This is a genomic window from Metabacillus sp. RB-C-LZQ-3-1 (genome assembly GCF_058315175.1).
Window position 1 is genome coordinate 176,449 of sequence record NZ_JBZFLI010000005.1, and the last position, 25,530, is coordinate 201,978.

Consider the following 25,530-nt stretch of genomic DNA (forward strand, 5'->3'; position numbering starts at 1 on the left):
TAGTGGAAAGCCAACACAGATTAATGAATGAGTTGGCTTTTTTCCATTCATAATGGCGGGAACTCGTGCTAAAATGGCTGAAAAAACGCCAGCAATAGAGGGAAACCGGAGTGGTATGATCCTGTACATTGCAAAAAATCCTATGAAAATATCCTGAAATTTGAAAGTCTTGTCGAATTAAAAATATATTAATAAAGTAAATAAACTAGTTTTATTTCTTCACGCAGTTACAATAAATTGTTTCAAAATAATGTCTTACATTAAATTTAGGTGAATTGCTCGGAATTTGTAGAAATTCAATTATGTGGAAAGTTGTATAATATGCTAAAATTAAGATGAAATTTTAGTATAACTTCTGAAAATATACTCCTAGGAGGTAAAGATGAGCTGGGAACAAAGCTATCAACGTTGGAATAATAAACAAGATTTAGATCAAGAACTACGAACTCTATTAACTAACTTAGAAGGAAATGAAAAGGCTTTAGAAGATTGCTTCTATAAAGAATTAGAGTTTGGAACAGGCGGGATGCGTGGTGAAATCGGACCAGGTACCAACCGTATGAACATATATACAATTCGGAAAGCATCTGAAGGCTTAGCCACTTACATAAATTCTTTCGGTGATGAAGCGAAAAAGCGTGGAGTAGCCATTGCTTATGATTCTCGCCATAAATCACCTGAGTTTGCAATGGAAGCTGCAAAAACATTAGCTTCTCATGGCATTCAAACCTATGTATTTGAAGAGTTGCGTCCAACTCCTGAATTATCATTTGCTGTACGTCACCTTAATGCATTTTCAGGTATTGTTATCACAGCCAGCCACAATCCGCCTGAATATAATGGATATAAAGTATATGGTGAAGATGGTGGACAATTACCTCCGGCTGCTGCAGATACGGTCATTTCCTATGTTAATGACGTAGAAGACGAACTGCAAATCAAGGTTAAGGACGAAAGTGAATTAAAGGCTCAAGGGCTTATCAAAATGATAGGCGAGGAAATTGACCAAGCCTATACAGAAAAACTAACGACAATATCAGTTAACCCTTCCCTATCAGAAGAGGTTGATCTGAAGGTTGTGTTCACACCATTACATGGAACTGCTAATAAACCTGTACGTCGCGGTTTAGAAGCATTAGGTTATAAAAATGTAACAGTAGTAAAGGAACAGGAGCTGCCAGATCCAAACTTCTCAACTGTAAAATCTCCTAACCCGGAAGAACACGATGCATTTACTCTAGCAATTCGTGATGGACAAGCTGTTGATGCAGATGTTCTAATCGGTACTGATCCAGATGCAGACCGACTAGGGGTAGCTGTTAAAAACAATGATGGACAATACGTTGTCCTAACTGGAAACCAAACAGGTGCATTGCTTCTCCACTATCTATTATCAGAGAAAAAAGAAAAAGGGGCATTGCCTAATAATGGTGTCGTCCTAAAAACAATTGTTACGTCTGAAATCGGTAGAGAAATCGCAAGATCATTTGGTCTTGACACAATTGATACATTAACAGGCTTCAAATTTATTGGAGAGAAAATCAATGAATATGAGCGTACAGGTCAGTATCAATTTCAGTTTGGCTATGAAGAAAGCTATGGTTATTTAATTGGTGATTTTGCTCGTGATAAAGATGCTGTGCAGGCTGCATTATTATCAGTTGAAGTAGCAGCTTATTATAAAAAGAAAGGCCTTACTATGTATCAAGGCTTACTTGAAATTTTTAAAGAGTATGGCTATTACAAGGAAGGGCTGCAGTCTCTGACTTTAAAAGGAAAAGAAGGGGCCGAGCAAATTCAAAGCATTCTTCAATCATTTAGAACAAACCCACCTGCAGAAGTAGCAGGTAAAAAGATTGTTGCAATTGAGGATTATAAGAGCAGTGAGCGTCAAGATGTGGTATCAGGTACTAAAGAGGAAATCAACTTACCTGGTTCAAACGTATTAAAATATATCCTTGATGATCAGTCATGGTTCTGTGTAAGACCATCCGGAACTGAACCGAAAGCTAAGTTCTATTTTGGAGTGAAAGGTGAAACACTTGAACAAAGTGAACAAGAATTAGCAGCATTAGAAGCAGGCGTAATGGATAAGGTAAATGAATTAATTGCAGCATTAACAAACTAAATTTCTTACAAAAGCGGACATCACATCATGTCCGCTTTTTTTAACAGATAAGAAAATATAAAATTTTGTACTCAGTTTTAGTAGTAGCTCCGAAGCACAGGACGGCAACTTCAGTCGTTGCATCAGGATGTTGCGGTTTTAGACTGCTAACGCCTATCGCCTATCAAACTTTAGATCATCTCCCTAGGATAAGTCAACATCGGTTCGCTGCGCTTACCGTGTTTCCTAAATCTTTAGTCGATGCTCCTCTTAGTTTGTAAGGCGATGGCCAAGGCGCTTACGCTTTTCTTAAGGAGAGATCATAGTATGAACCCTATTCAACATCAAATAGGTACCATTTTTATCCCCGTTTCTAATATTGAAAAAGCAAGAGATTGGTATTGTCGTGTATTTGACTTTCCAAATGATCATGAGATTTTATTTAACCATCTATTCGTATTGCCCATGACAAACGGAACAGATATCGTCCTCGATAGTAAGATTTTTTCTCATGAAGCCGTTTATAAAACCCCGGCATGCCATTTTAATACAAAGGATATTAAAGCGGCGTATAATTATCTTAAGGCCAAAGATGTGAACATCATTACTGAAATTGAACATAATCATTGGTTTAACTTTAAAGACCCGGATGGAAATGTCCTTATGGTTTGCCAGTGTTAAATGATTAAATAGCCTAGGGCTATTTTTTTTGCCTTGGAAATTTATCATTTTAAGAATCATGGATGTTCTCTGACATCCAGCTGAAGCACTGGAAGTGGTGACAGGACGTCCAGATTTTAGACTGCCTCTAGGGTCTAGAAGACAAAGAACGTCTTCTTATTCATTTTGCGTCTTATTTGCCTGAGGCTGTTCAAGGCGCTTGCGCTTTTCTTATAATATCAGAATTTATAAGTTTTGTACTTAGTTTCGGTGTCTAGCTCCAGCGCCCAGCAACTAGTGAACTTCACACTCCTCCTTACGATAAGTCAACATCGAATCGCTATCGCTCTTCGTGTTTCCTTTATCTCATACGGAGTGCTCCAGTTCATACGTTGCTGAACGGGCGCTTGCGCTTTTCTTAAGTACTCCAAAGGTCGTAGAAAAAATTCAGTCAGAAAGAGAAGTTCGCGGGGAAAGAGTTGTTGATATAATAGTAATAAGAAAAATAGGGAGCAGAGTCAATGACTGGAAAAGATAATCGAATACATGAGCTTAATACACTAAAAACAATTGCAGAAAAATTAAATGAAGCTACGGATATAAAGGATATGTTGAATGAAGTGTTAAAGGAGTTACTTCATGTAACAGATCTCTCAACAGGGTGGATTTTTTTGATTGATGAAAAAGGGCATTACAAATTAGCAGCTGATTATGATTTGCCTTCAGGGTTAACATGGAAGAACAAGAAGCCTATGTGTGAGGGCGGTTGTTGGTGTATTGATCGGTATCAGGATGGTCGCCTAAAAAAAGCGATCAATATTATTTCCTGTAAGCGAATTGATGAAGCAATTGAACAGAATTGGGGAGAGACGAGCGGAATTACCCATCATGCAACAGTACCTCTACGAGCAGGAAAGGAAAAGTTCGGACTGCTGAATGTTGCTTCACCGAATAAAAAACAATTTACAGAAGAAGAGCTGGCCTTATTAGAATCGGTTGCATTTCAAATTGGAACGGCGATCAAACGAATCCAATTAGTTGAAAAGGAAAGAACTCATGCATTAATTAAAGAACGAAATAGACTTGCACAAGATTTGCATGATTCAGTCAATCAATTATTGTTTTCCATTATGTTGACAGCTAGAGGGACAAAGGAAATGACTGATCAGATAGAAGTAAAAGAGATGTTAACGTATATGCAGGAATTATCACAGGAAGCTTTGAACGAAATGAAAGGGCTGATTTGGCAGCTTAGACCACAAGGGTTAGAAGATGGTATGACGATAGCTCTTATTCATTATGCGAATGTTCTTGGACTAAACATATCCTGTGATATTGAGGGGATTTGTACATTACCTAATTATATCGAAGAAGAGCTGTGGCGAATTGCTCAAGAGGCTCTTAATAATTGCAAAAAACATGCAGAAACAACAGAGGTGAACGTTTCCCTTTCTAAGACTGATTCATTAGTGAAAATGATCATAGAGGACCAAGGAATAGGGTTTCATTATGATGAAAGTGCCGCCATTCCTTCTTTAGGGTTAAGAGGAATGAAGGAACGTGTTGTACGTTTAGATGGCGATTTTAAATTGAAAAGCACTCCAGGTAAAGGAACAAGGATTGACATAACAATTCCATTAAAAAAGGAGGTTAACTAGATGTCCAAAATTAAGGTGTTAATCGCAGACGATCATCATGTTGTGCGCAGAGGCTTACTTTTTTTTCTAAAAACACAAAAAGATATTGAAATAATAGGGGAAGCGGCTAATGGAAAGGAAGCTGTAAAGCTAGTCTCACAACTAAATCCGGATGTCGTTTTAATGGATTTATCCATGCCCGAAATGGATGGAGCGATGGCAACGAAGGCGATTAGAGAAACAAATAAAGATGTGAAAATCATCATTTTAACGAGTTATGCTGATCAAGATCATGTAATTCCTGCATTGCGGGCAGGCGCTTCAGGATATCAACTAAAGGATATTGAGCCTGATGATCTTGTTCAAACAATTAGAGATGTCCTAAATGGACAGAGTAAGCTGCATCCAAAAGTTACCTTACATGTAATGGATCATTTATCTAAACCACCAACTCAGCCTCAGACCAAAATAGACGAATTGACCAAACGAGAAAAGGAAGTTTTAAACGAGCTGGCAAAAGGGAAAAGCAATAAAGAGATAGCCAGTGCATTATTTATCACAGAAAAAACAGTAAAAACACATATTTCAAATATTCTATCCAAACTACAATTATCCGATCGGACACAAGCTGCCATTTATGCGGTGAAAAATGGATTTATAGAAAATAATTAAAAAGGAGAATGAGGAAATGAATGTATTAGTACTAAACGGTGGTCCCAGGAAAACAGGACGAACAAAAATCGCAGCCACTTATATCGCAAAGGTTTATCAAGCGAAACACTTTGATTTAAGTGAAAAGGAAATGCCTCTATTTAATGGAGAAGAAACAACCTCACATCATCCAAATGTACAAGAACTAAGAAAGTTAGTAACAGATGCAGAAGCTATTGTCTTACTATCACCTGAGTATCATAATGCAATGAGCGGTGCTTTAAAAAATGCATTAGACTTTTTAAGTAGTGAACATTTTTCCCATAAGCCAGTTGCATTAGTCGCTGTAGCAGGAGGCGGAAAAGGTGGAATTAATGCCTTAAATACTATGAGGACCGTGATGAGAGGCCTGTATGCTCACGCAATTCCAAAACAAGTTGTACTTGATCCCCATTGCTTTGACTATGAGCGTAAGGAACTAAACACAGAATCAGCTTCACTTATAGAACAATTAATGAATGAGCTATCGGTTTACAAAGAAGTTATCCAAAAAAATCATCAATAAAGGCTGAGCTAGGGTAGTTTTGGTACATACTATCCTAGTCAGCCTTTTTTGGTCTTGGAATTATAAAATTTTTTTACTGTAGATAAGCGCACGGCATCCAGCTCCGAAGCACAGGACGTGCAAGTGCAGTCAATGCGACAGGACGTCGCGTTATTGGCTGCCTCTAGGGTCTAGTCAAATAGGAATTGAAGGTAAAAAACACCTTCTATTCCTATTCGCCTTATGCTTGTCGCCGAATGCTTAGCGCCTTGCGCTTTTCTTATTAATGTAAAGCTTCGATTGCGTGAGGTTCTTCCTCAACTGCATGATCAATATATCGCAATAGTGAATACAATTGTTTTTCGACTTCTTTATAATCATGTTCAAAATTATAGGCATGCAAGAAATGTTCAATTTTCTTGGACAAAAAATCGTCTTTTGTTCGAACCATTAAGATAAGAAGGTTATCCCACTGTGAACGATGTGTGTAATACAATGCCTTGTCATAATCAACATGGTTCATGATCAATTCCCTCCCTTAAGGAGATAGGATTATTGTATGTGTTTTTCGTTTTTTTTTTACTGTGAAAAACTTGGTGTTGTTGTCATGAAAGGAATGGTAGTCATTCCCCTAATAAAAAATCGGTGAATTGGTAACCTAAAAGCAAAAAGGATAATAAGAATGAAAAAGAGATGGATTATATTATTATGCTTGATCATATTTGGACATCCTGTACAAGCGCATGAATCTGAGCAGCAAATGTATACATACAAACTTATGAAAAAAGATCTTCTAGACATCTCCGATCAGTACAACCTGGAGGTAAGGAAATTCGGGCAATCCGAATTTGGCCGAGACCTTCTTGCCATCAAAATTGGAAACGGTGAGAATTCTGTTTTTGTTACAGGGAGCCACCATGGACGAGAATGGCTCTCTACACATATCATCATGGAAATGATAATGCAATATGCGGATGCCTATAAAAATGAGAAAACTTTATACGGACATTCTACGGATATCTTTGATGAAGTTTCAATTTGGTTTATCCCGATGGTGAATCCTGATGGCGTTCAGATTCAACAAAAAGGAATAAGCTCTTTTCCTTTTGTCTTACAAGAGATCTATGTTGATTTAAATGAAGGTAATGGAGACTTTTCACGATGGAAAGCAAATGGATTAGGAGTAGATTTAAATAGGCAGTATCCTGCTGGATGGCATGCAATTGAGGGAGATACACCATATGCATCATACTCCCATTTTAAGGGGGAAAAGCCGTTGGAATCAAAGGAAGCAAGGGCGTTGGCACTGTTTACAAAGCAAATGAATCCCCTTACTGCCGCTGCTTATCATACTTCTGGGCAGGAGCTTTATTGGTATTATTTTAATCATTACCATCATCTTCAACGAGATTATCTCCTTGTAGAAAAAATTGCAGAAAAGACAGGCTATGACATTTCTTATCCGCCTTTTGATGCAATAGGCGGGGGATATACGGATTGGTTTATTCAAACCTATGAAAGACCTGCGGTTACGATTGAGCTTAGTTATCTTGTTGAGGATACAAATCCTCCATTGGGAGTGTTTGATATAGAGTGGAACCGCAATAAGGAAATAGGCTTTATTTTATGTGAATATGCGAAAAAAGAGTTGTTATTTGAAAAATAAATGGCTGCTTAAGGAATATGAACGAAATGTCGGGGCAAATTAATTTGGGAGAAAAGAGTTATGGAGGTCTGTATGAAAACATTATCGAAGTTTTTTTTCGCGTTCATCGCTCTATCCATTATTTTTACTGCAGGAATAAAAGCATATGGTGAACAAAATGTCGAAGAAGTTGATTACAAAAAGTGGAGTCGAATTGCCATCTCTTCTGTCAAAGAGAAATACCCAGAAGCTGAACTAGTCGATTACAAGTATGATGGAAGAGAATCTGTTAATGAAGAAGAGTCAAAAGACGTTTTTCATGTGAGAGGGAAGCAAAACAATAAACCCTTCATTGTAAAGGTTGATGTTGTGTTTAACCCTAAAACAGGGCAACTGATTACAGTGAATATTTCTGAAATGAGAGAAGGCAACCTTTAAAGGTCGCCTTTCATTTGTGTCTTAACTTGTCTGACCTAAAACGAGGCACTTCGGCTTTTGGTCATTTATTCATCAGAAAATATGACAATAAAGCAGATTGATTTTTTGTTACATCGGCTAATGTATATTGATCCAGGACTTCTAAATATGCTTGCAAGGCTTTATTTAATACATGTTTTAAACCACATGCTGGAGAGATAACACATTGATTGTTTTCCTTATCAAAACATTCAACAAGGTGGAAGTCTTCTTCAGTCTTTCGAACAATATCACCAATAATAATTTTCTCTGGTGGAAGTGCTAATCGAATGCCGCCGTTTCGTCCGCGGATCGTCTCGATGACATTCATCTTACCAAGTTCATATGTAACCTTCATTAAATGGTTTTTTGAAATATTATAGGCCTCTGCAATTTCTTTTATATTTGACAATTCTTCTTTAGGTTTTGTCGCTAGATATACTAAGACTCTTAACGAGTAGTCTGTATAAAGGGTTATCCGCATAAAGCATACCTCACATTATTTGTTAGTAGAATATTTGAAATCGAATCGATGAAAGAGTAAAAGTAACTTTAGAATTATCTTAACACAGGGAATCAAAAATTTAATTATTATTGTAGGAAAATGTGACATCTTTTTAAAAGATGTATTTTGTATATTGCTTTTAATTTATGGATTCCTTATGATAAAGATGTATTCAAAATACTTCTTTAGGAGTTGGATTAGATGTTATCAAATAAAACAATTGAAATTGTTAAATCAACGGCACCAATATTAGCTGAACGTGGAGTAGAAATAACATCTTACTTTTATAAAAGCATGTTTGAAGCACATCCGGAATTGCTTAATATTTTTAACCATGCAAATCAAAAAAAGGGTCGTCAGCAAACAGCTTTAGCCAATACGGTTTATGCAGCAGCTACATATATTGATCAACTAGAAGTATTATTACCTGCAGTTAAGCAAATTGCGCATAAGCATAGAAGTTTAAATGTGAAAAAAGAGCATTACCCGATTGTTGGAGAATTTTTACTAAAAGCAATTAAAGATGTATTAGGAGACGCAGCAACACCCGATATTATCGAAGCTTGGGGAGAAGCGTACCAAGTAATAGCTCAAGTCTTTATCGACGTTGAAGAAGAAATGTATAATCAAGTGAAAGCAGAAGCTTGGGAAGAATTTAAAGCATTTAAAGTTGTCAAAAAAGAAAAAGAAAGCTCAGTTATTACATCATTCTATCTTGAGGCCGCAGATGGTCAACCAGCTCCAAACTTTCAAGCAGGTCAGTATATTACAATAAGATTGTCAATTCCAGGGGAAGAGTTTTTGCTCAATCGTCAGTACAGCCTATCTGATTCTCCAGGAAAAAACACATTAAGAATTTCTGTCAAAAGAGAAACAGGAGAATATATAGATCAAAATGGAAAGGTGTCAAATTATTTACATGATGCTGTTAATGTAGGTGATGAAGTAGAAATTACTGCGCCAGCTGGTGATTTTGTCCTAAATGATTCACTGAACTCACCACTTTACCTCATTAGTGGTGGAGTCGGAATAACACCAATGCTTAGCATGCTAAAAACAGTATCTGATAACCAACCAGATCGAATGGTGACATTTATACATGCTGCAAAAGATGGAGATGTTCAAGCGTTTGATCGTGAAGTAAACGAAGCGATTGCATCGATGTCAAATGCGAAAAACTATGTCGTTTTTGAAAGTCCAACTGATTCTGATAGAGAAGAAAATAAATTTGATTTTGAGGGATATTTAGATTTACAAAAGCTTGAACAAATTGTTAAAGAAAAGGATGCTGCCTTCTTTGTATGTGGTCCGGTATCCTTTATGGGAAGTGTCATAGAAAACCTGCAAAAGCTTGGTATACAATCAGAGAATATCAATTATGAATTTTTCGGTCCTGCCATGGATTTAAAGCAATATCAAGAAGCTTAAATAGTATTGAAAAAACCACTCAATCTTATTGAAAACTAAGATGAGTGGTTTTCATTTTTCCGCAGTTATCCTAAACTTTAGAGTAGCTTTCACTAAGAAAGGGAAAATACTAAACCAATCAATAAGTATAGGATGGATGTCATGTTAAAGGAAAATAACAAAGCGAAACATAAAACGATTGATTCGAAGTATATACAGCAACACTTAGCAAATGAGCGTACATATTTAGCTTGGATACGAACAGCGATTGCGATCATAGGTGTGGGTTTTCTTGTTGCTAACTTCCATGAAAATATGGAGCCAAATCTTTCACAGACAAGTGATTATTTAGCGGATTTTATCGGTTTATCCTCAGTTGGTATAGGGATCTTAACCATTATATTGGCGGCCATATCATATTTTAAAAAATACAAAGCGATTAACGAACAAACATTTCGCACCCCGAAAATTACGGTCATTACACTCGGGATCTTCGTTATCATTATCGCGTTTGTTTTTGGGATTTATTTTTTATTGATGTAGGATTTTTAATGAGTAACTGTAAAGTTTTGCACACTTCATATTAGATCGGTTTAGCATCTTTTCCAACTAAGGCTCATACATTATTGTAAGAATTGCTTTAGGGGGGAGACGATGAAAGCGGCTGATCAAAAGGCTCTTGAATATGCAATAAGTGAAATAACAGAGGTAGCTAAAGGGTTCGGACTGGATTTTTATCCGATGAGATATGAAATATGCCCCGCTGATATTATTTATACATTTGGTGCATATGGTATGCCAACAAGGTTTTCACATTGGAGCTTTGGGAAACAATTTTATAAAATGAAGCTTCAATACGATTTAGGGTTAAGTAAGATCTATGAACTTGTCATTAATTCAAACCCTTGTTATGCATTTCTTTTGGATACAAATTCTTTGATTCAAAATAAATTGATTGTGGCCCATGTTTTAGCGCATTGTGACTTCTTTAAAAATAATTCCCGATTTAGCAATACGAAACGAGAAATGGTTGAGAGTATGTCTGCAACAGCTGAGCGCATCAAGAAATATGAAATTATTCATGGGAGACAAGAAGTAGAAACCTTCCTGGATGCAGTCCTTTCTATACAGGAACATATTGATCCTTCACTTGTTCGTCCAAAACTTTCTTGGTCGATCGATGATATTGAGTTTGAGGAAGATGAAGAGGAACAAAGGGTAACTCCGTATGATGATCTTTGGAATCTGGATAAAAAGCGTGAATCTAAGCCTACAACTAAAAAGAAGAAAAAGAAATTTCCGCCTGCACCTGAGAAAGATATCTTGTTATTTATCGAAGAATATAGCCGTGAATTAGATGATTGGCAACGAGACATTTTAACGATGATGCGAGAAGAAATGCTCTATTTTTGGCCACAGCTTGAAACAAAAATCATGAACGAAGGCTGGGCTTCCTACTGGCATCAACGTATCATTCGAGAGCTTGATTTAACTTCTGATGAAGCTGTTGAGTTTGCCAAGCTAAATGCAGGTGTTGTGCAGCCATCAAAAACAAGCATTAATCCATATTATTTAGGACTTAAAATTTTCGAGGACATTGAAGAGAGGTACAATAACCCTACAGAGGAAATGAAAAGGTTCGGTGCCAAACCTGGCTCTGGACGGGAAAAAATGTTTGAAGTTCGTGAAGTAGAATCAGATATCTCTTTTATTCGTAATTATTTAACTAAGGACCTTGTCATGCGTGAAGATATGTATTTATTCCAGAAACAAGGGCGAGACTACAAAATCGTTGATAAGAGCTGGGAATCGGTCCGTGATCAGCTAGTTAGCATGAGGGTAAATGGCGGGTTCCCATATATTACGGTCAATGACGGGGACTATTTGAAAAACAATGAACTCTATTTAAAGCATTGGTACGAGGATATTGAACTGGATTTAAAATACTTAGAGAAGGTTCTTCCTTATATTTATCAATTATGGGGCCGGCCTGTTCATATGGAAAGTGTACTAGAAGGAAAAAATGTGTTGTTCTCATATGATGGAAAAAGTGTGTCGAGGAGATACTTGTAAAAATAGCATTTTCGATTATGTATGGGGCTAAGGATGAAAAACTAAGAAACAACACACCGACTTTTTAGTGTGTTGTTTTTATTTGGTACTGATTAGAATGAAATTTATCTATTAAGATGTCAGCAGGATAAATATTTCTACAATGCAACCGATATTTCAAAAGTTTTTATTAGAAAAGGCTATATTATTCCTGTTCAATAATGCAATCTCATGCATTTATTAAAGAACGAATTGATACTTCATTCTACGTATTCCAATAACCTAAGTTAAATTCCATTGAAATAATATATGAGGGCTTTCTTGTTGACAATTTTTAAAATATGGAATATCTTATACTTACCTTAATAATCGGCAGATGTTTATTTTCGCTTTTATAAATAATTAGGCCTTTAGCATTCTTTTAATATTTAATATTGACTGGATGAAAAAGTATCCTAATTTAAAAAAGGGAAGGTAACATAAATCGATTTATTTCATAGCCAAGGGAAAAATTAACCTTATACCGATGCTTTCTTTAAAAGGATTATAATAAAAACATAAAGTATAAAGTAAAATGATTTATAAAAAGGTAGCTCTTCAAAAAGTTTCGCTGAAATTAGTTGAAGTGAAGCCGACAATTTTCAAGATTCAATGATTTAAAATCATCATTGAATTATTGAAGTTGTCGGCTTTTTTATTGGGAAAATACCATTTAACGATTAATGAAAGAAAAAGAGTTTTTAGTAAAAAGAATTCTTGTTACGTTAACGCCATTTGAAAAGGGAGAATTTGGAATGTTGGTTTCGCTGAGTTTATCATCATTGTTAACATTATTTTTTATTGTGCTTATTGTTTCTGGGCTAAGTGGACTATTGTTTTTACATCCACGAGTACCCTTGAGTTTTGTTCGTATTCATATTGGTATCGTGGCTTTACCGCCTTTGGTTTCCTTAGTAGCTTTTGCTAATAGTAGTGTGAATGGAAATGTTGGTCCTTGGTACTTAGATTCCTTAGCTTGGTTAATGGCTTTCTTTGTTCTTGCAATTGGTTTAATCATTCAGCGTTTTTCTGTACGTTACTTAATGGGAGATCGCTATTATCGTAAGTATTTTACTCTTTTTACATTCACTACAGGTGTTGCTTCAATTACATGGTTAAGTGCTGATCTCCGCTTGATGGTCATATCTTGGGGAGCAACTCTCATCTGTTTAACCTTACTGATAAGGTTAAACAGTGCCTGGAAAGTTACTAGTGAAGCTGCTAAGGTTTCTGGTCGATTATTTATATTAAGTTGGTTTTCTTTGTTATTTGCGATAATTTGGCTTTTTCAAGTCACGGGTCAATGGCAGTTATCATTAGCTCTCAGTACTGAAAATTTAGTACAACTTGGATCATGGGAGAGAACAGGGATTAATTTATTGATTATATTAGCAGTGATAATTCCCGCAGCTCAGTGGCCATTCCAACGGTGGTTAATTGAGTCTGTTGTTGCTCCGACTCCTGTTTCTGCGATTATGCACGCAGGTTTAGTAAATGCCGGTGGGATTATGCTAACTCGATTTTCATCTCTTTTTAATGGTGATATAGCTTCGATTATTTTACTTATTCTTGCAAGTATATCTGTATTGATTGGTTCTGGAATTAGTATAGTCCAGGTTGACTATAAACGTCAGTTAATAGGCTCCACGATTGGACAAATGGGATTTATGCTTATTCAGTGTGCATTAGGTGCGTATATTGCTGCTATTATTCATCTTATTTTACATGGTTTGTTCAAGGCTACGCTGTTTTTACAGGCTGGTTCAGCAGTACGTCGTTACGAAGGTTCGACTCGCGTTAATGAAAAACCATCCTATTTATGGGTCGTTGCTGGTTGGTCTTTAGGATTAGTTGTAGGGGTTGCTTTTTGGCTCATGGCTCCTTTAGAGGGGTATCAATTGATTAGTGCGTTAATCTTAGCGTGGTCATTGTCCGTTTCTTGGACACAGCTCGTAGCTTCTGGAGAGGGGAGAATTGGTCGAATTGCTGGCTTATCAATTTTAGGAGGAGCTGTCCTCATTTATTTTATCATTCATAATTTGTTCTATGAGTGGCTGCATACAACCGTTTTTCAGAGTGTTCAACCTCCAATGGCTGTAGTCATCATTGTCGTATGTTTCCTACTATTTGGTAGCGGAATAGGGATGTGGGTTGCTCGTAATCGTTCTTCTGTTTCCTTCGCAGTACTTTATATTTGGTTAGTACGATTAGGTGAAGCAAAACCAAAGTCAGTAGAAAGTCATCCAAACTACCTTAAACAATATTTATCTCAAGGAGGTAATCAGTGATGAACGGAACATCTGTATTAACGAAAGAAATCGTAAAAAAGATAGATAAAAATATTAAACTTCAAGAAAGTGATATTAAGGGTTTAATTGAATCTGCTAGTAGAGTAATTGCACCACTTTGGCCAATTTCTACATTTGCAGCTCGAAATCCATGGTTGGGACTTGAAAAGCAATCTTTTGAACAGGTTGCAGGTTGGTTAAAAAACACTCGTGATATTGATATCTACCCTAGTGCTTCTATGATTCTTTCGGCAAAGAGTAAAGGTGAGATTGATGAAGCTTTTGTGAAAATGGGTCTACAGCGTTGGCTTGATTCACATTCTTATAATATCCCACGGGATGTGGCAGAGCGATTTTGTCATGCTGCACTGAAATTAGATCCATTACCTTCTAACCTTATATTATCACTTAAACTTGAGAAATTGGCAGATGAATTTAGTGGACTGAATACGGATAGTATCGCCAATTTTTTTATGCAACCAATAAGTTCAAATATAAAGAATCAAGATGGTGAAAGGTTAGTCAATATTCTCGATCATCATGTCATCAAGTGGTGTAAATTATTTCTTGATGACTCTCAGGCAGGTTGGCAGATGCCTAATCGTGAGGAAGGTTTCTATCGTGCTTGGCAGCGTCTCATTCAATATGATCCGGCACTTGGTAAAAAGCAGCGTGAAAGTTTGAGAGATTTGCCACAAGAGGCACATTTGGCTTTACAGGAAGTGTTATTCGCACTAGAAATCCCAGAATCAGAAATAAAGACTTATCTTGAAGGTCATTTACTTTCCTTACCTGGATGGGCAGGGATGATGCTTTGGCGTTCTCGACAATCGAGCCACGAGCATGCACTCCTAACAGAATATTTAGCAGTTCGAATTTCAATGGAGTGGGCGCTAATAAAGCCTTACTTACCTTTGACAAATAAACAACCTGAGAAAAAAGTTTCGATTACTTCCCTTTTAGCTTCTTGGATCCATTGGGGGGACCTTACAATTGAGGAATGGTCCCAGATGTCAGCGACTGAACAAAACGAGTATTTATCATTTGCCTACAGCTTTGATGAGAAGCTTCGCAGGAAACTTTGGTTAGAAGCTTGGGAACAAACGTACACAGATCGATTAAGTCAGAAGATTATCTCTAAACAATGTGAGATCAACAATAAAAAATCTGCAGTTGCTCAATTTGCATTTTGCATTGATGTACGGTCAGAACCTTTTCGTCGTCAACTTGAAAAAGCAGGTCCGTTTGAAACGATTGGAATTGCCGGTTTCTTTGGCTTACCAATTGCAACTAGTGAACTCGGGAGTAACCACAGTCATTATTCCTTGCCGGTTATACTAAAGCCCCAGCATAAAATAAAAGAGTCTGCAGATGAAAATGAACTCAAATCATATCAACAACGTAAACAGACAGTTAATTCCTTAAGTAATACATTTAAAACGATGAAACAGAATGTACTTGCGAGCTTACTTTTACCTGAGCTAAGCGGACCTTGGCTAAGTCTACAAATGGTAGGACGTAGTTTTGTGCCAAGAGCAGCAGATCGTTTTATGCGTAACCTTCGTGAGACTTGGTTACGCAAACCTAATACAACGCTCTCACTTAATCATGTTCATAATACAGAAGCGGAGATACCTGTTGGTTTTTCTAAAGAAGAAAAAGTGAATTATGCGTGCCAAGCTCTGAAAATGATGGGGTTAACAAAGAATTTCGCACCATTAGTCGTAATATGCGGACATGGAAGTAAAAGTACCAACAATCCCTATGCTGCTTCTCTTGAATGTGGAGCGTGCGGTGGAGCAGCAGGTGGGTTCAATGCTAGGGTTTTAGCTGCTTTATGCAATCTCCCTGAGGTAAGAGAAGTGCTTTCTTCAAAAGGAATTAAAATCCCTGAGGACACTGTTTTCGTAGCCGCTGAGCATAAAACAACAGTTGATGAATTACACTGGATTTATGTTCCCGAGCTTTCCGAAGCTGCACAACAAGCATTTGATCGTATCGAAGCTATTATGCCTAAAGTGAGCCATAAAGCAAATGCAGAACGTCTAGCCCAATTACCGAATTTCCGAAAGAAACCTAAAAACCCGAAGGCAGAGGCACATCGATTTGCGGAAGATTGGAGTGAGATACGTCCGGAATGGGGATTAGCTCGTAATGCCGCTTTTATTATCGGCCAACGTGAACTAACTCAGGGTTGTGACTTGGAAGGTAGAGTCTTCCTTCATAATTATGATTGGAATCAGGATGAAAGTGGTGATCTCCTAGCTAACATCATTGCAGGACCAGGAACGGTGGCCCAATGGATTAATCTTCAATATTACGCTTCAACGGTTGCACCTCATTATTATGGTAGTGGAAATAAAGCAACTCAAACCGTTACAGCAGGTCTCGGTGTAATGCAAGGGAATGCAAGTGACTTGTTAGACGGACTACCTTGGCAATCGGTCATGCAATCAGATTACGAGGCTTATCATTCTCCCCTTCGTCTGTTGATTGTCATCCAAGCGCCTTCCGAATATGTAGAACGGTTATTAAATATCGATTCAGTATTTCGAGAAAAAGTTCAAAATGGATGGGTTCGACTTGCAAGTGTTGATCCAGAAGGACGCTGGGAAAATTGGTAACTCCTATCAACTATTTGCAACTTAAATAACAATTGATAAATAAAATAGAAAGGGGCCTTTTATATGAACTTAGATAAAAATAAAAAATCACTATTTTTAATGGATATTGAAAACGGATTGGAGCCTATTTTAGAAGAAGTAACTAATATTCGAGCAGAAAACATGCTGACTATACAGAGCTATGGTACTGTAATCTCACATCCTTACGGAGATATAATGAGGTCAGTTCTCATTGCTATTTATGAAGAAAATATTGAGGAGATTTTTATTGTAGGTACAAAAGATAAGAGGACTTCCACAATTAATGTACTAACTCAACTTGAAACAATGAAAGACAAAATACAAACATTGAATTATCTATTTCAAAATAGTAGACCTGAATTTTCAGGTGGTACGGTTGATGAATGGCTAAATGGAAAAGAAAATGAAGGTGACAATATCGAAAAAATTGTTGATACCATTCGTCATCATCCATTAGTGCCATCATATGTTAAAGTTCGAGGTTTAATAATCAATAAAAATGATGGAAAACCCTCAATTGTTGAGGTTTAAAAGGAACAAACTAGGGAGTGATAGATGTGTTTCGGGGGTTACCTTGCGAAGCTTGTGGACTTAAGACGAAACAGATTGCTCCAGAAGTTTATGGATGTCCTGGTTGCAATTTTTTTAAAAAAGAACCTCGTCAATATAGGGTTACAACATCATCTCCTGCTAATTGTGTTGGTGTAACCTTTAAGAATTAGAAGCTAGAGTAATCAATATTTCAGCTTTATACTAGTTTTTATATATTGTGAATCACTTCTTTTTTTTCTTTCATATTAGAATAAAAATAATAGGGATAAAGTTTTCATGGTTAAAAGGATTTTATTGGACTCTAATTTAACTGATTTTATAATGAAGACAATAGAAGAAATGAGTATATTTGATAGTGAAAATATTGAATGTATTAAAAAAGTAAGTAGTAAAGCAATTGAGTTTTATCATTTAAAATCTTATGAAGAAGTTGAGGAAAACCATTTAAGAAGTGTTCGATTTTTGCATGTACACTCTATTATGGAATAAAATAAAATATCTTATCCAAAATTGTAGAGGTCTTAAGAAACAGTAAAACTGATTTGGATATTGGAATAGTATATGAAGGACATGTTATTAGAGATTATAAATATTTAAGCTAAAAGAAACTAAATTGTATATCTAGGACGGAAATTTTTTGAATTCAGAATTGGAGACGGGGAATTTCAATAAGGAAGAAATCGTATTAGAGACATAAAAAACATATGGAATAGACCGATTTATTGTTCAGGAGATGTATTATAAATGAAAATTTCTAAAGGTTCTATTGAATCAGAGATAAGTAAGTCAATTACTCAATGGGAAAAAGACTATCTTGGGCGTGGGCCTGTATCTGTAAAGACAGATATATTACGGGATATGATAATTGTAAATTTAAAAGGTATTTTAACAACAGCTGAACATACCGTTTGTGAAACAAAAGAGGGAATGTTAACGATTAAAAAAACTCGTTCGGAGTTAGTTGAATCAGGTATAGAAGATCTTAAGGATATTATACTAACTATAACTGGAGAAAAAGTAATAAGTTTTCATACAGATATAAGCACTCGTACAGGTGAACGATTGATGGTGTTTAAATTGTTTAATGATCTTGAGAAAAGTCTTTCAATATAAGGAAATAAAGGGATGTTATCCTGAGAATGATAATATTTTAGTAAACATTATAGTTATAGGGATAAGCGGAAGTGTTTAACTTTCGCTTATTTTGTTTTATTCAGTACGAAGAAGTGATCTTCAGCAATCGAGGCGCATTTCTTGAAAAGAGAATGCGAAGTTTACAAGTTACTCCGGAATATGGCTCGATTAGAAGAATATTTATATTTAAACGACTTTATCGTTATATTCTTAAGTACAGTGAAGTATCTTACATCAAAAATTAAACAACTATAAGTAAAGGCTTCCGTTTTCGGGTGCATTCTTAATAAATGACATAAGAAATGACGTGTAAATTGGTTCAAAGTCATTTTCTTTATTTATCAATTGTAATGAATATTTATGATCGTACTGACATTACAATTGACATTATTTTTTATAATGAATAACAATCATTGTACAAATAAAAAAACTGCCAAATTAACTGTCAATGTGACTGCAGATTAAGCTGTAAATTTTATGTTTATTAATTCCCAAGTGGTTCGGGTTGATGGAACAAATGGCATTTGTTATAAAATTATTTCTTCTATTTTTTCGAAGAGATTTGACCTTTATCGCCTTAATGAAGACCATTTCCCCTGATTTTCCGAAGAGACTTGGTCATCATCGCCTTAATGAAGACCATTTTCGTTGGTTTTCCGAAGGGATTAGGTCATCATCGCCTTAATGAAGACCATTTTCGTTGGTTTTCCGAAGGGATTAGGTCATCATCGCCTTAATGAAGACCATTTCCCCTGATTTTCCGAAGAGAAATGGTCATCATCGCCTTTATGAAGACCATTTCCTCTGATTTTCTGAAGCCATCATCGCCTTAATGAAGACCATTTCCCCTGATTTTCCAAAGAGAAATGATCATCATCGCCTTTATGAAGACCATTTTCGTTGGTTTTCCGAAGGGATTAGGTCATCATCGCCTTAATGAAGACCATTTTCTTTGGTTTTCCGAAGGGATTAGGTCATCATCGCCCTTAATGAAAACCATTTCCCCTGATTTTCCGAAGAGAAATGGTCATCATCGCCTTTATGAAGACCATTTCCTCTGATTTTCTGAAAGGATTTGGTCTTCATCACTTTTATGAAGACCACTTTTCTTCCTTTTCCAAAAGCGATTTGGTCCTTATAGGCCTTATAAAGAAAACTCATCATGGGGGAAACTTAGTCACCTTAAACTGAGTAAAAAACCTCTACTTCTACTTGGAGGAGAAGAGATACTTGTAAAAATAACAAATAAACACCCTTCCAATTATTAAAAGGGCTCATTAAAGAAACATTAGTAATTAGAAGGGTATTTTTCATTATACAACAACTAACTCCTTTTATTGTTTTTAAGTCTAATTGTCTGTAACGACTGATTATTTGTTACTGAAATATGCTTGCTTTTTGAGACACCAATTTGCTGAGAGGTATAAATTCCACTGTGACCAGAGAAAAGATAACTAATAATACAAACTAGAAATAAATACAAGCTAGCTTCAGATCCAAAAAGCTCAATCCCCATAAGAAAACATGCAATCGGAGTATTTGTTGCCCCGCAAAAGACTCCGATAAATCCTAGGGCGGCTAAGAATGGGATGGAAACATGTAATAGATCTCCTAATGAACTGCCAAGAGTTGAACCGATTGCAAATAATGGAGTAACCTCTCCGCCTTGATATCCTGCCCCTAAGGTTAGAGTTGTAAAGAGCAGCTTTGTGATAAAGGTAAGAGGAGAAACCTCTCCTTCAAAAGCATCATCAATTAGCGGTAGTCCTAAACCAAGATATTTCCTCGTTCCTAAAAGATAGACAAGCCCAATAATGACAAGTCCTCCGACAAAGCTTTTCATCATTGGGTTAGGAAACAGCTTTGTATATTGTTTTTTTAACCAGTGGGTTAATTCTGAAAATAATGTACTTGTAAGGCCAAATAATATGGCAGCAAAGATAACTTTTAATAATAAGGCAAAAGATAAAACAGGTATTGACCCAATCTCATAATGCTGATGTCCGACTCCCCAAAGTGAGGTTGTCACATAATCTCCTACAAACGCAGCAACAAAGGCTGGAAAAATGGCTTCATGTCTAATTAAGCCTAGTGCTAATACTTCTAAACCAAAAACAGTACCAGCTAAAGGTGTTCCAAAAACTGAACCAAACCCGCTGCTAATCCCGCAAATAATGATGATTTTTCGATCTGCTTCATCTAATTTAAATAATTTCCCTATAAACTCTGAGAAAGCTCCGCCCATTTGAACAGCTGTACCTTCTCGGCCGGCAGATCCGCCAAAAAGGTGAGTGACGATGGTGCCGAATAACACGAAAGGTGCCATTCGAAATGGAATGCTTTCCTTTGCTCCATGTGCTTGCTCAATTAATAGGTTATTCCCTTTTGCGGAATTTAGGCCGTATTTCCAATACAAAAAGCTGACCAGCATCCCGCCAAATGGGAGTAGAAAGAGAAGCCAAGAATAGGTTTCGCGGGTTTTTGCCGCCCATTCCAAACTTACAAGGAAAAAAGCAGAGGCAGAACCCGCAAGTAACCCAACTAACCCTGCTAGTATGGTCCATTTGATAATATAGAATAATAAATACGGATACATGTTTTGATTACGAAGCATCTTTGACTCCTTTCTTTTATAGGTTATGTAATGAAACAAAATAGACTCCTCCCAGAAAAGATCATTTCAGATCCAGACTGGAAGGAGTCATTAGCTCTTAGGCGGTTAATGGCGAACTCCATCGCCTCTTTGTTTTTATTTATTGTATCATTATATAAAGAAATTGCCAATTTTTATATATAAACGTTTTTAGTTGTGATTGGTGGGTAATAAGAAATAATAGAAAATAATAAGGTGTTTTTACAAACTTTGTTGCTTTGTAGTGAGTCCCTGAGAATGGTTGATTGGAGCTCCAGGATGCTCATCTTAAGTGGGGCGTGCGGTGAGCTTCCTCGGTGCAAGCACCTGTGGGATCTCATCTGTCACGCTGCTCCCCTGTCTTGCTCCAGCGCCTAACGCCTAACGCCTTCTATTCTAAATCGCCTTATTTGCCCTAGGCCGATCAAGGCGCTTCCGCATTTCTAACAGGAGTCTCGCATATCCGCTCCAATCAACCTAATTAGTTTATGTTCAATGAACTTATAAAAAATAACATCTTTTATAAAAGAATCAATAATAAAAATCGAAAATGGACATAATGTTGGTTTGCTGGTAAACCAAGGAGTTGAGCGTGTGTTTAATGAAATGACAGAGGATCAGATTGTTCTGCAAGTTATAAAAACATTAAAAGAAGGTAAAAAATCGGACTTTCAAGCAATTATTGAAGAGCTTCAGCCTTATGATATCGCAAGAATATTTGAGAAATTACATGAAAAGCATTATACAAGATTTCTTTTGTACCTTTCTTCCGTCCAAATCGCTGAGTTAATTCAGGAACTAGAGGAAGAGTATCAATTAAAAGTATTAGTGAAATTAGGAATTGAAAAATCCGGTCAAGTTATGGATTTGATGGACAATGATGATTTAGCTTCTTTGTTAGGGAATCTATCTTCAGACAAAATTGAAGAATTGCTGTCAGGTATGAAAGAAGAAGAATCAACCATTGTTCAAAATATTATGAATTACCCTCCAGAAACAGCAGGGCGCTTAATGACAAATCGCTTTGTTTGGATTTCACAACATTATACAGTACGTGATGCCGTCAATAAATTAAAAACATTTGCAGAATACTCCGCAACAATTAATTATCTATATGTTATCGATGATGATAAAAAGCTTGTTGGTGTTGTTTCTTATAGAGATTTAATAATCGGTGATGAGTCAGATAAAATCCAAGATATTATGTACAGCAGAGTCATTTCAATCCCGGCAAGTGCGGACCAGGAAGAAGTTGCTCGGTTAATCGAAAGATATGATTTTCTGGCGATTCCCGTTGTTGAAAAAAACAATGAACTTGTCGGAATCGTTACAGTAGATGATGTTATTGATGTTGTTATTAAAGAAGCAAATGAAGATATAGAAAAACTATCTGCATCGGGTAAAGCGATTGACTTTGATACTAAATCTTTAGTCGCTGCATATCGCAGGCTTCCTTGGCTAATTTTACTTTTATTTATCGGTGTTGTTTCTGGAACAATTATTAGTGGATTTGAGGAAACATTATCAAGAGTTGTTGCGTTAGCCTTTTTTATGCCAATGATTGCCGGAATGACGGGGAATACTGGAACACAATCTTTGGCTGTCGTTGTTAGGGGACTGATTACACAGGATATTGATAAGGGTGTTGCCTTTAAGTTAATTATGAGGGAATTAAGGGTAGGTATCATTATCGGAGTGATATGTGGAATATTAATTTTTGTTATTGCGCTCATTTGGCAAGGGGATCCTATATTAGGAGTCGTTGTTGGCAGTTCGTTGATTATTACCTTGATTATTGGAACAATGGCCGGTACAGTCATTCCTTTGATATTATTTAGGTTTAATATTGATCCTGCAGTGGCTTCGGGTCCATTAATTACGACGTTAAATGACATTTTGTCCCTGCTTATCTATTTTGGCATTGCAACAATGTTTATTTCAAGGCTAATGTAATGTTTTGCTAGCACAGGGTTCAATTTGGATATTGTGTATATCATGATAAGTCACTGTTTCACGGTGGCTTTTTCAATTTATCTACGAATGAAAAAACTTGTATTTGACATCAAACAGGTCATTAGATATAATTTATCTTGAATTAAGAATATATTAAATAGAGATATATGATTTAATACTATAATGGATGGGTATAATCTAGTAAGACCCTATTTTTAATAGCAGCTAAAAGACAAAACAACAAGAGAAATCAGGTGATGGTCAAATGAGTTTTTTATCAAAATTGTTTAAAAAACATTCGAAAAAGGAGATGGAAGAAATGTCAAACGTGAAATTAGCAGTCATTTATTACAGCTCTTCAGGTACAAACTATCAATTAGCTCAATGGGCAGAAGAAGGGGCGAAAGAAGTTGGCGCTGAGGTAAAAGTGTTAAAGGTACCAGAAACAGCTCCACAATCAGCAATTGAATCTAATCCAGCATGGAAAAAACATTATGCCGAAACAGTAAATGTACCAGAAGTAAAACTAGAAGACTTAGAATGGGCAGATGCAATTATTTTTAGCGTTCCAACTCGTTTTGGTAATATGCCATCTCAAATGAAAGCATTTTTAGATACGACAGGTGGTTTATGGTTTAATGGAAAGCTTGTAAATAAAGTAGTGAGTGCAATGTCTTCTGCACAAAATTCTCATGGTGGACAAGAAGCAACAATCCTTTCATTATATACAACGATGTATCATTGGGGAGCAATTGTGGCAGCTCCAGGCTATACAGATCCAGTCACATTTGGAGCCGGTGGAAATCCTTATGGTACAAGTGTAACAGTTGATCAAGATGGAAACATGATTGAAGATGTTCAAGCTGCAGTTAAGCACCAAGCGAAACGTACTGTTTCAGTAGCGGAAATGGTGAAAAAAAGTCATCATTAAGTAAATAATATGTTAATAATCGGGACTATCCCCGATTACAGGACAAATAAGTAAACTTTCCTGATGTCTGGGGAGAGTCCTTTTTTGGAAGGAAGGAAAAACAATGTCATTTCACCAAAAGCCAAATGTATATGTATCTAAAGTGAATTTAAAAGTTTTGGATTTACAACGATCATTAGGATTTTATCAAGATGTAATTGGTTTTCAAATTCTTGAGCAATCAGAGAAAAGCGCTGTTTTAACAGCTGATGGAAAGTCAGCACTTTTAGAGATTGAACAACCTGATGATGTGATCCCGAAACAACCTCGTACAACGGGCTTATATCATTTCGCAATCCTGTTACCTTCACGCTCTGATTTAGGAAGTGTATTAAAGCATCTTTTGAAACTTCAATATCCGTTACAAGGCGGCTCTGATCATCTAGTTAGTGAAGCACTTTATTTAGCTGACCCGGATGGAAATGGCATTGAAATATATGCTGACCGATCACCTACACAGTGGAATTGGAAAAATGGCGAAGTAGAAATGTCAACAGATCCTATTGATGTGGAAGGGTTATTGGCAGAAGGACATGATGAATGGAGTAAGCTCCCTGAAGGAACTATTATGGGGCATATTCACTTACATGTATCAGAGCTTGAAAAAACAAAGGAATTCTATTGCCAAGGTCTTGGATTTGAAATTGTGTGCAAGTATGGGAACCAGGCATTGTTTATTTCTACAGGAGGGTACCATCATCATATTGGATTAAACATATGGAATGGACTTGGAGCTCCACAGCCTTCAGAGAACAGTGTTGGTTTAATTGATTATACGCTAGTATATCCTAGCGAAAATGAAAGAGAAAAAGTTTCCCAAAGATTAAAAGAATTGAGTTTTCATGTGACAGCGAAAGAAACAGGTTATGTTACAACAGACCCTTCAGGTAATAACATCATGTTGACCGTTAACTGACTATATGAAAACTCCTCTCTATAATATGATGATACTAAATAGAAAAGGACAGTCGAAAAACTGTCCTTTTTGTCTTTTGTACTTAGTTTTAGTGTCTAGCTCCAGCGCCTAGCCCAAAAGCAATGGATGTGCAAATGGTGCAAATCATTCATGTTTAATTAACTTGATAAAAATAACATATTTGATTTGAATCGAACATGTTAAAATATAGAGAGAATTCATAGGTCATCATATGTGAGGTGTAAATAAATGAATAGACGATACATGATTGCCTTTTCCTTAATAGGCGGAATATTAGTAGGATGCTCAAATACAAATAGTCAGGAAGACACTCATGATCAGCATACAGAACATCAGGTGTTAAATGATATTCGAGAGGAAACAGCGAGTATAGAAGTTTTGCCTGCTTTTTTAACCGAGAAATCAGAAAATATTCAAACGATCTATCAGGCGGCAGCAAGACATAAGGAGTTATTAGAAAATATACCCTGTTACTGTGGATGTGGTGAAACTGCAAACCATACTAGCAGTTATGATTGCTTTGTTCATGAAAATAAAGAGAATGGGTCCATTGTTTGGGACGATCATGGGACGAAATGTGGTGTTTGCTTAGAAATTGCTGCACAGTCGATCGTAGAATATCAGGAAGGTAAATCGATGAAGGAAATACGCTCAAACATAGATGATAAATACAAAGAAGGATATGCTGAGCCTACACCAACTCCTAAGATCTAATA

General features: G+C 36.4%; 21 protein-coding genes, 1 pseudogene and 1 riboswitch. Of the genes and pseudogenes, 19 read left to right on the plus strand and 3 right to left on the minus strand.

Features of this window, described 5'->3' with window-relative positions; genetic code table 11:
- The first annotated feature begins 382 nt into the window (after positions 1-382).
- From AC4GZ8_RS10260 to AC4GZ8_RS10280, 5 genes are all read left to right on the plus strand, one after another.
- Positions 383-2,128 (plus strand): phospho-sugar mutase, encoded by a 1,746-nt coding sequence (locus tag AC4GZ8_RS10260; RefSeq protein ID WP_491081756.1) that lies wholly within the window; start codon positions 383-385, stop codon positions 2,126-2,128.
- 306 nt (positions 2,129-2,434) lie between these two features.
- On the plus strand, positions 2,435-2,788 hold the full coding sequence (locus AC4GZ8_RS10265) for a VOC family protein (RefSeq protein ID WP_491081757.1): 354 nt from the start codon (positions 2,435-2,437) through the stop codon (positions 2,786-2,788).
- Positions 2,789-3,288: 500 nt separating this feature from the next.
- Positions 3,289-4,425, plus strand: coding sequence for a GAF domain-containing sensor histidine kinase (locus AC4GZ8_RS10270; RefSeq protein ID WP_491081758.1), 1,137 nt, complete (start codon positions 3,289-3,291; stop codon positions 4,423-4,425).
- Positions 4,426-5,076: a response regulator gene (locus AC4GZ8_RS10275; RefSeq protein ID WP_491081759.1), complete on the plus strand. Its 651-nt coding sequence runs from the start codon at positions 4,426-4,428 to the stop codon at positions 5,074-5,076.
- A 16-nt stretch (positions 5,077-5,092) separates the two neighbouring features.
- Positions 5,093-5,620: an NADPH-dependent FMN reductase gene (locus tag AC4GZ8_RS10280; protein WP_491081760.1), complete on the plus strand. Its 528-nt coding sequence runs from the start codon at positions 5,093-5,095 to the stop codon at positions 5,618-5,620.
- Positions 5,621-5,882: 262 nt separating this feature from the next.
- Here the strand turns inward: AC4GZ8_RS10280 and AC4GZ8_RS10285 are convergent, their stop codons facing one another.
- Entirely contained in the window at positions 5,883-6,122 is a 240-nt protein-coding gene (locus tag AC4GZ8_RS10285; RefSeq protein ID WP_491081761.1) for a YhdB family protein, read from the minus strand.
- 159 nt (positions 6,123-6,281) lie between these two features.
- Here AC4GZ8_RS10285 and AC4GZ8_RS10290 point away from each other — a divergent pair, with 159 nt between their 5' ends.
- Both AC4GZ8_RS10290 and AC4GZ8_RS10295 read left to right on the plus strand, forming a co-directional pair.
- Positions 6,282-7,265 (plus strand): M14 family zinc carboxypeptidase, encoded by a 984-nt coding sequence (locus AC4GZ8_RS10290; protein ID WP_491081762.1) that lies wholly within the window; start codon positions 6,282-6,284, stop codon positions 7,263-7,265.
- A 72-nt stretch (positions 7,266-7,337) separates the two neighbouring features.
- Positions 7,338-7,682, plus strand: a complete 345-nt coding sequence (locus AC4GZ8_RS10295) for a DUF3889 domain-containing protein (RefSeq protein ID WP_491081763.1) — start codon at positions 7,338-7,340, stop codon at positions 7,680-7,682.
- A 61-nt stretch (positions 7,683-7,743) separates the two neighbouring features.
- On the opposite strand, the gene AC4GZ8_RS10300 is transcribed toward AC4GZ8_RS10295, so the two are convergent.
- A complete protein-coding gene (locus AC4GZ8_RS10300) occupies positions 7,744-8,184 on the minus strand; it encodes an RrF2 family transcriptional regulator (protein ID WP_491081764.1) in 441 nt (146 codons plus the stop codon).
- A 222-nt stretch (positions 8,185-8,406) separates the two neighbouring features.
- Between AC4GZ8_RS10300 and hmpA the strand changes: the two genes are divergently transcribed.
- The 8 genes and pseudogenes from hmpA (at position 8,407) to AC4GZ8_RS10340 (ending at position 18,301) form a co-directional block, all read left to right on the plus strand.
- Positions 8,407-9,633: an NO-inducible flavohemoprotein gene (hmpA, locus tag AC4GZ8_RS10305; RefSeq protein ID WP_491081765.1), complete on the plus strand. Its 1,227-nt coding sequence runs from the start codon at positions 8,407-8,409 to the stop codon at positions 9,631-9,633.
- A 141-nt stretch (positions 9,634-9,774) separates the two neighbouring features.
- Positions 9,775-10,155 (plus strand): YidH family protein, encoded by a 381-nt coding sequence (locus AC4GZ8_RS10310; RefSeq protein WP_491081766.1) that lies wholly within the window; start codon positions 9,775-9,777, stop codon positions 10,153-10,155.
- A gap of 111 nt (positions 10,156-10,266) precedes the next feature.
- Positions 10,267-11,685, plus strand: a complete 1,419-nt coding sequence (locus AC4GZ8_RS10315) for a SpoVR family protein (protein WP_491081767.1) — start codon at positions 10,267-10,269, stop codon at positions 11,683-11,685.
- A gap of 773 nt (positions 11,686-12,458) precedes the next feature.
- The gene (locus AC4GZ8_RS10320; RefSeq protein ID WP_491081768.1) at positions 12,459-13,991 is read left to right on the plus strand and encodes an NADH dehydrogenase subunit 5; all 1,533 of its coding nucleotides are present in this window, start codon (positions 12,459-12,461) and stop codon (positions 13,989-13,991) included.
- On the plus strand, positions 13,991-16,615 hold the full coding sequence (locus AC4GZ8_RS10325; protein ID WP_491081769.1) for a DUF2309 domain-containing protein: 2,625 nt from the start codon (positions 13,991-13,993) through the stop codon (positions 16,613-16,615). Before AC4GZ8_RS10320 ends, AC4GZ8_RS10325 begins: the two co-directional genes overlap by 1 nt.
- Positions 16,616-16,678: 63 nt before the next feature.
- Positions 16,679-17,167, plus strand: a complete 489-nt coding sequence (locus AC4GZ8_RS10330) for a carbonic anhydrase (protein WP_491081770.1) — start codon at positions 16,679-16,681, stop codon at positions 17,165-17,167.
- 315 nt (positions 17,168-17,482) lie between these two features.
- Positions 17,483-17,790, plus strand: a pseudogene (locus tag AC4GZ8_RS10335) (DUF6407 family protein).
- A 142-nt stretch (positions 17,791-17,932) separates the two neighbouring features.
- Positions 17,933-18,301, plus strand: coding sequence for a Na-translocating system protein MpsC family protein (locus AC4GZ8_RS10340; protein ID WP_491081771.1), 369 nt, complete (start codon positions 17,933-17,935; stop codon positions 18,299-18,301).
- A 1,345-nt stretch (positions 18,302-19,646) separates the two neighbouring features.
- Here the strand turns inward: AC4GZ8_RS10340 and AC4GZ8_RS10345 are convergent.
- Positions 19,647-20,936 carry a voltage-gated chloride channel family protein gene (locus AC4GZ8_RS10345; RefSeq protein ID WP_491081913.1) on the minus strand — a complete coding sequence of 430 codons (1,290 nt, stop codon included), beginning with the start codon at positions 20,934-20,936 and terminating at the stop codon, positions 19,647-19,649.
- A 74-nt stretch (positions 20,937-21,010) separates the two neighbouring features.
- A riboswitch (Fluoride riboswitch) is annotated at positions 21,011-21,071 on the minus strand.
- Positions 21,072-21,548: 477 nt separating this feature from the next.
- On the opposite strand from AC4GZ8_RS10345, the gene mgtE reads away from it, so the two are divergent.
- From mgtE to AC4GZ8_RS10365, 4 genes are all read left to right on the plus strand, one after another.
- A complete protein-coding gene (gene mgtE / locus AC4GZ8_RS10350; RefSeq protein WP_491081772.1) occupies positions 21,549-22,907 on the plus strand; it encodes a magnesium transporter in 1,359 nt (452 codons plus the stop codon).
- A gap of 265 nt (positions 22,908-23,172) precedes the next feature.
- Complete coding sequence (wrbA, locus tag AC4GZ8_RS10355) at positions 23,173-23,838, plus strand: NAD(P)H:quinone oxidoreductase (protein WP_491081773.1); 666 nt, start codon at positions 23,173-23,175, stop codon at positions 23,836-23,838.
- Positions 23,839-23,941: 103 nt separating this feature from the next.
- On the plus strand, positions 23,942-24,793 hold the full coding sequence (locus AC4GZ8_RS10360) for a VOC family protein (RefSeq protein ID WP_491081774.1): 852 nt from the start codon (positions 23,942-23,944) through the stop codon (positions 24,791-24,793).
- Positions 24,794-25,042: 249 nt separating this feature from the next.
- Positions 25,043-25,528 carry a PCYCGC motif-containing (lipo)protein gene (locus AC4GZ8_RS10365; protein ID WP_491081775.1) on the plus strand — a complete coding sequence of 162 codons (486 nt, stop codon included), beginning with the start codon at positions 25,043-25,045 and terminating at the stop codon, positions 25,526-25,528.
- The last annotated feature ends 2 nt before the right edge of the window (positions 25,529-25,530 follow it).

Bases quoted from the DNA above. Each gene is read 5' to 3' on its own strand.
- AC4GZ8_RS10260 (WP_491081756.1), top strand. From the start codon at position 383: ATGAGCTGGGAACAAAGCTATCAACGTTGGAATAATAAACAAGATTTA.
- AC4GZ8_RS10265 (WP_491081757.1), top strand. From the start codon at position 2,435: ATGAACCCTATTCAACATCAAATAGGTACCATTTTTATCCCCGTTTCT.
- AC4GZ8_RS10270 (WP_491081758.1), top strand. From the start codon at position 3,289: ATGACTGGAAAAGATAATCGAATACATGAGCTTAATACACTAAAAACA.
- AC4GZ8_RS10275 (WP_491081759.1), top strand. From the start codon at position 4,426: ATGTCCAAAATTAAGGTGTTAATCGCAGACGATCATCATGTTGTGCGC.
- AC4GZ8_RS10280 (WP_491081760.1), top strand. From the start codon at position 5,093: ATGAATGTATTAGTACTAAACGGTGGTCCCAGGAAAACAGGACGAACA.
- AC4GZ8_RS10285 (WP_491081761.1), bottom strand. From the start codon at position 6,122: ATGAACCATGTTGATTATGACAAGGCATTGTATTACACACATCGTTCA.
- AC4GZ8_RS10290 (WP_491081762.1), top strand. From the start codon at position 6,282: ATGAAAAAGAGATGGATTATATTATTATGCTTGATCATATTTGGACAT.
- AC4GZ8_RS10295 (WP_491081763.1), top strand. From the start codon at position 7,338: ATGAAAACATTATCGAAGTTTTTTTTCGCGTTCATCGCTCTATCCATT.
- AC4GZ8_RS10300 (WP_491081764.1), bottom strand. From the start codon at position 8,184: ATGCGGATAACCCTTTATACAGACTACTCGTTAAGAGTCTTAGTATAT.
- hmpA (WP_491081765.1), top strand. From the start codon at position 8,407: ATGTTATCAAATAAAACAATTGAAATTGTTAAATCAACGGCACCAATA.
- AC4GZ8_RS10310 (WP_491081766.1), top strand. From the start codon at position 9,775: ATGTTAAAGGAAAATAACAAAGCGAAACATAAAACGATTGATTCGAAG.
- AC4GZ8_RS10315 (WP_491081767.1), top strand. From the start codon at position 10,267: ATGAAAGCGGCTGATCAAAAGGCTCTTGAATATGCAATAAGTGAAATA.
- AC4GZ8_RS10320 (WP_491081768.1), top strand. From the start codon at position 12,459: ATGTTGGTTTCGCTGAGTTTATCATCATTGTTAACATTATTTTTTATT.
- AC4GZ8_RS10325 (WP_491081769.1), top strand. From the start codon at position 13,991: ATGAACGGAACATCTGTATTAACGAAAGAAATCGTAAAAAAGATAGAT.
- AC4GZ8_RS10330 (WP_491081770.1), top strand. From the start codon at position 16,679: ATGAACTTAGATAAAAATAAAAAATCACTATTTTTAATGGATATTGAA.
- AC4GZ8_RS10340 (WP_491081771.1), top strand. From the start codon at position 17,933: ATGAAAATTTCTAAAGGTTCTATTGAATCAGAGATAAGTAAGTCAATT.
- AC4GZ8_RS10345 (WP_491081913.1), bottom strand. From the start codon at position 20,936: ATGCTTCGTAATCAAAACATGTATCCGTATTTATTATTCTATATTATC.
- wrbA (WP_491081773.1), top strand. From the start codon at position 23,173: ATGAGTTTTTTATCAAAATTGTTTAAAAAACATTCGAAAAAGGAGATG.
- AC4GZ8_RS10360 (WP_491081774.1), top strand. From the start codon at position 23,942: ATGTCATTTCACCAAAAGCCAAATGTATATGTATCTAAAGTGAATTTA.
- AC4GZ8_RS10365 (WP_491081775.1), top strand. From the start codon at position 25,043: ATGAATAGACGATACATGATTGCCTTTTCCTTAATAGGCGGAATATTA.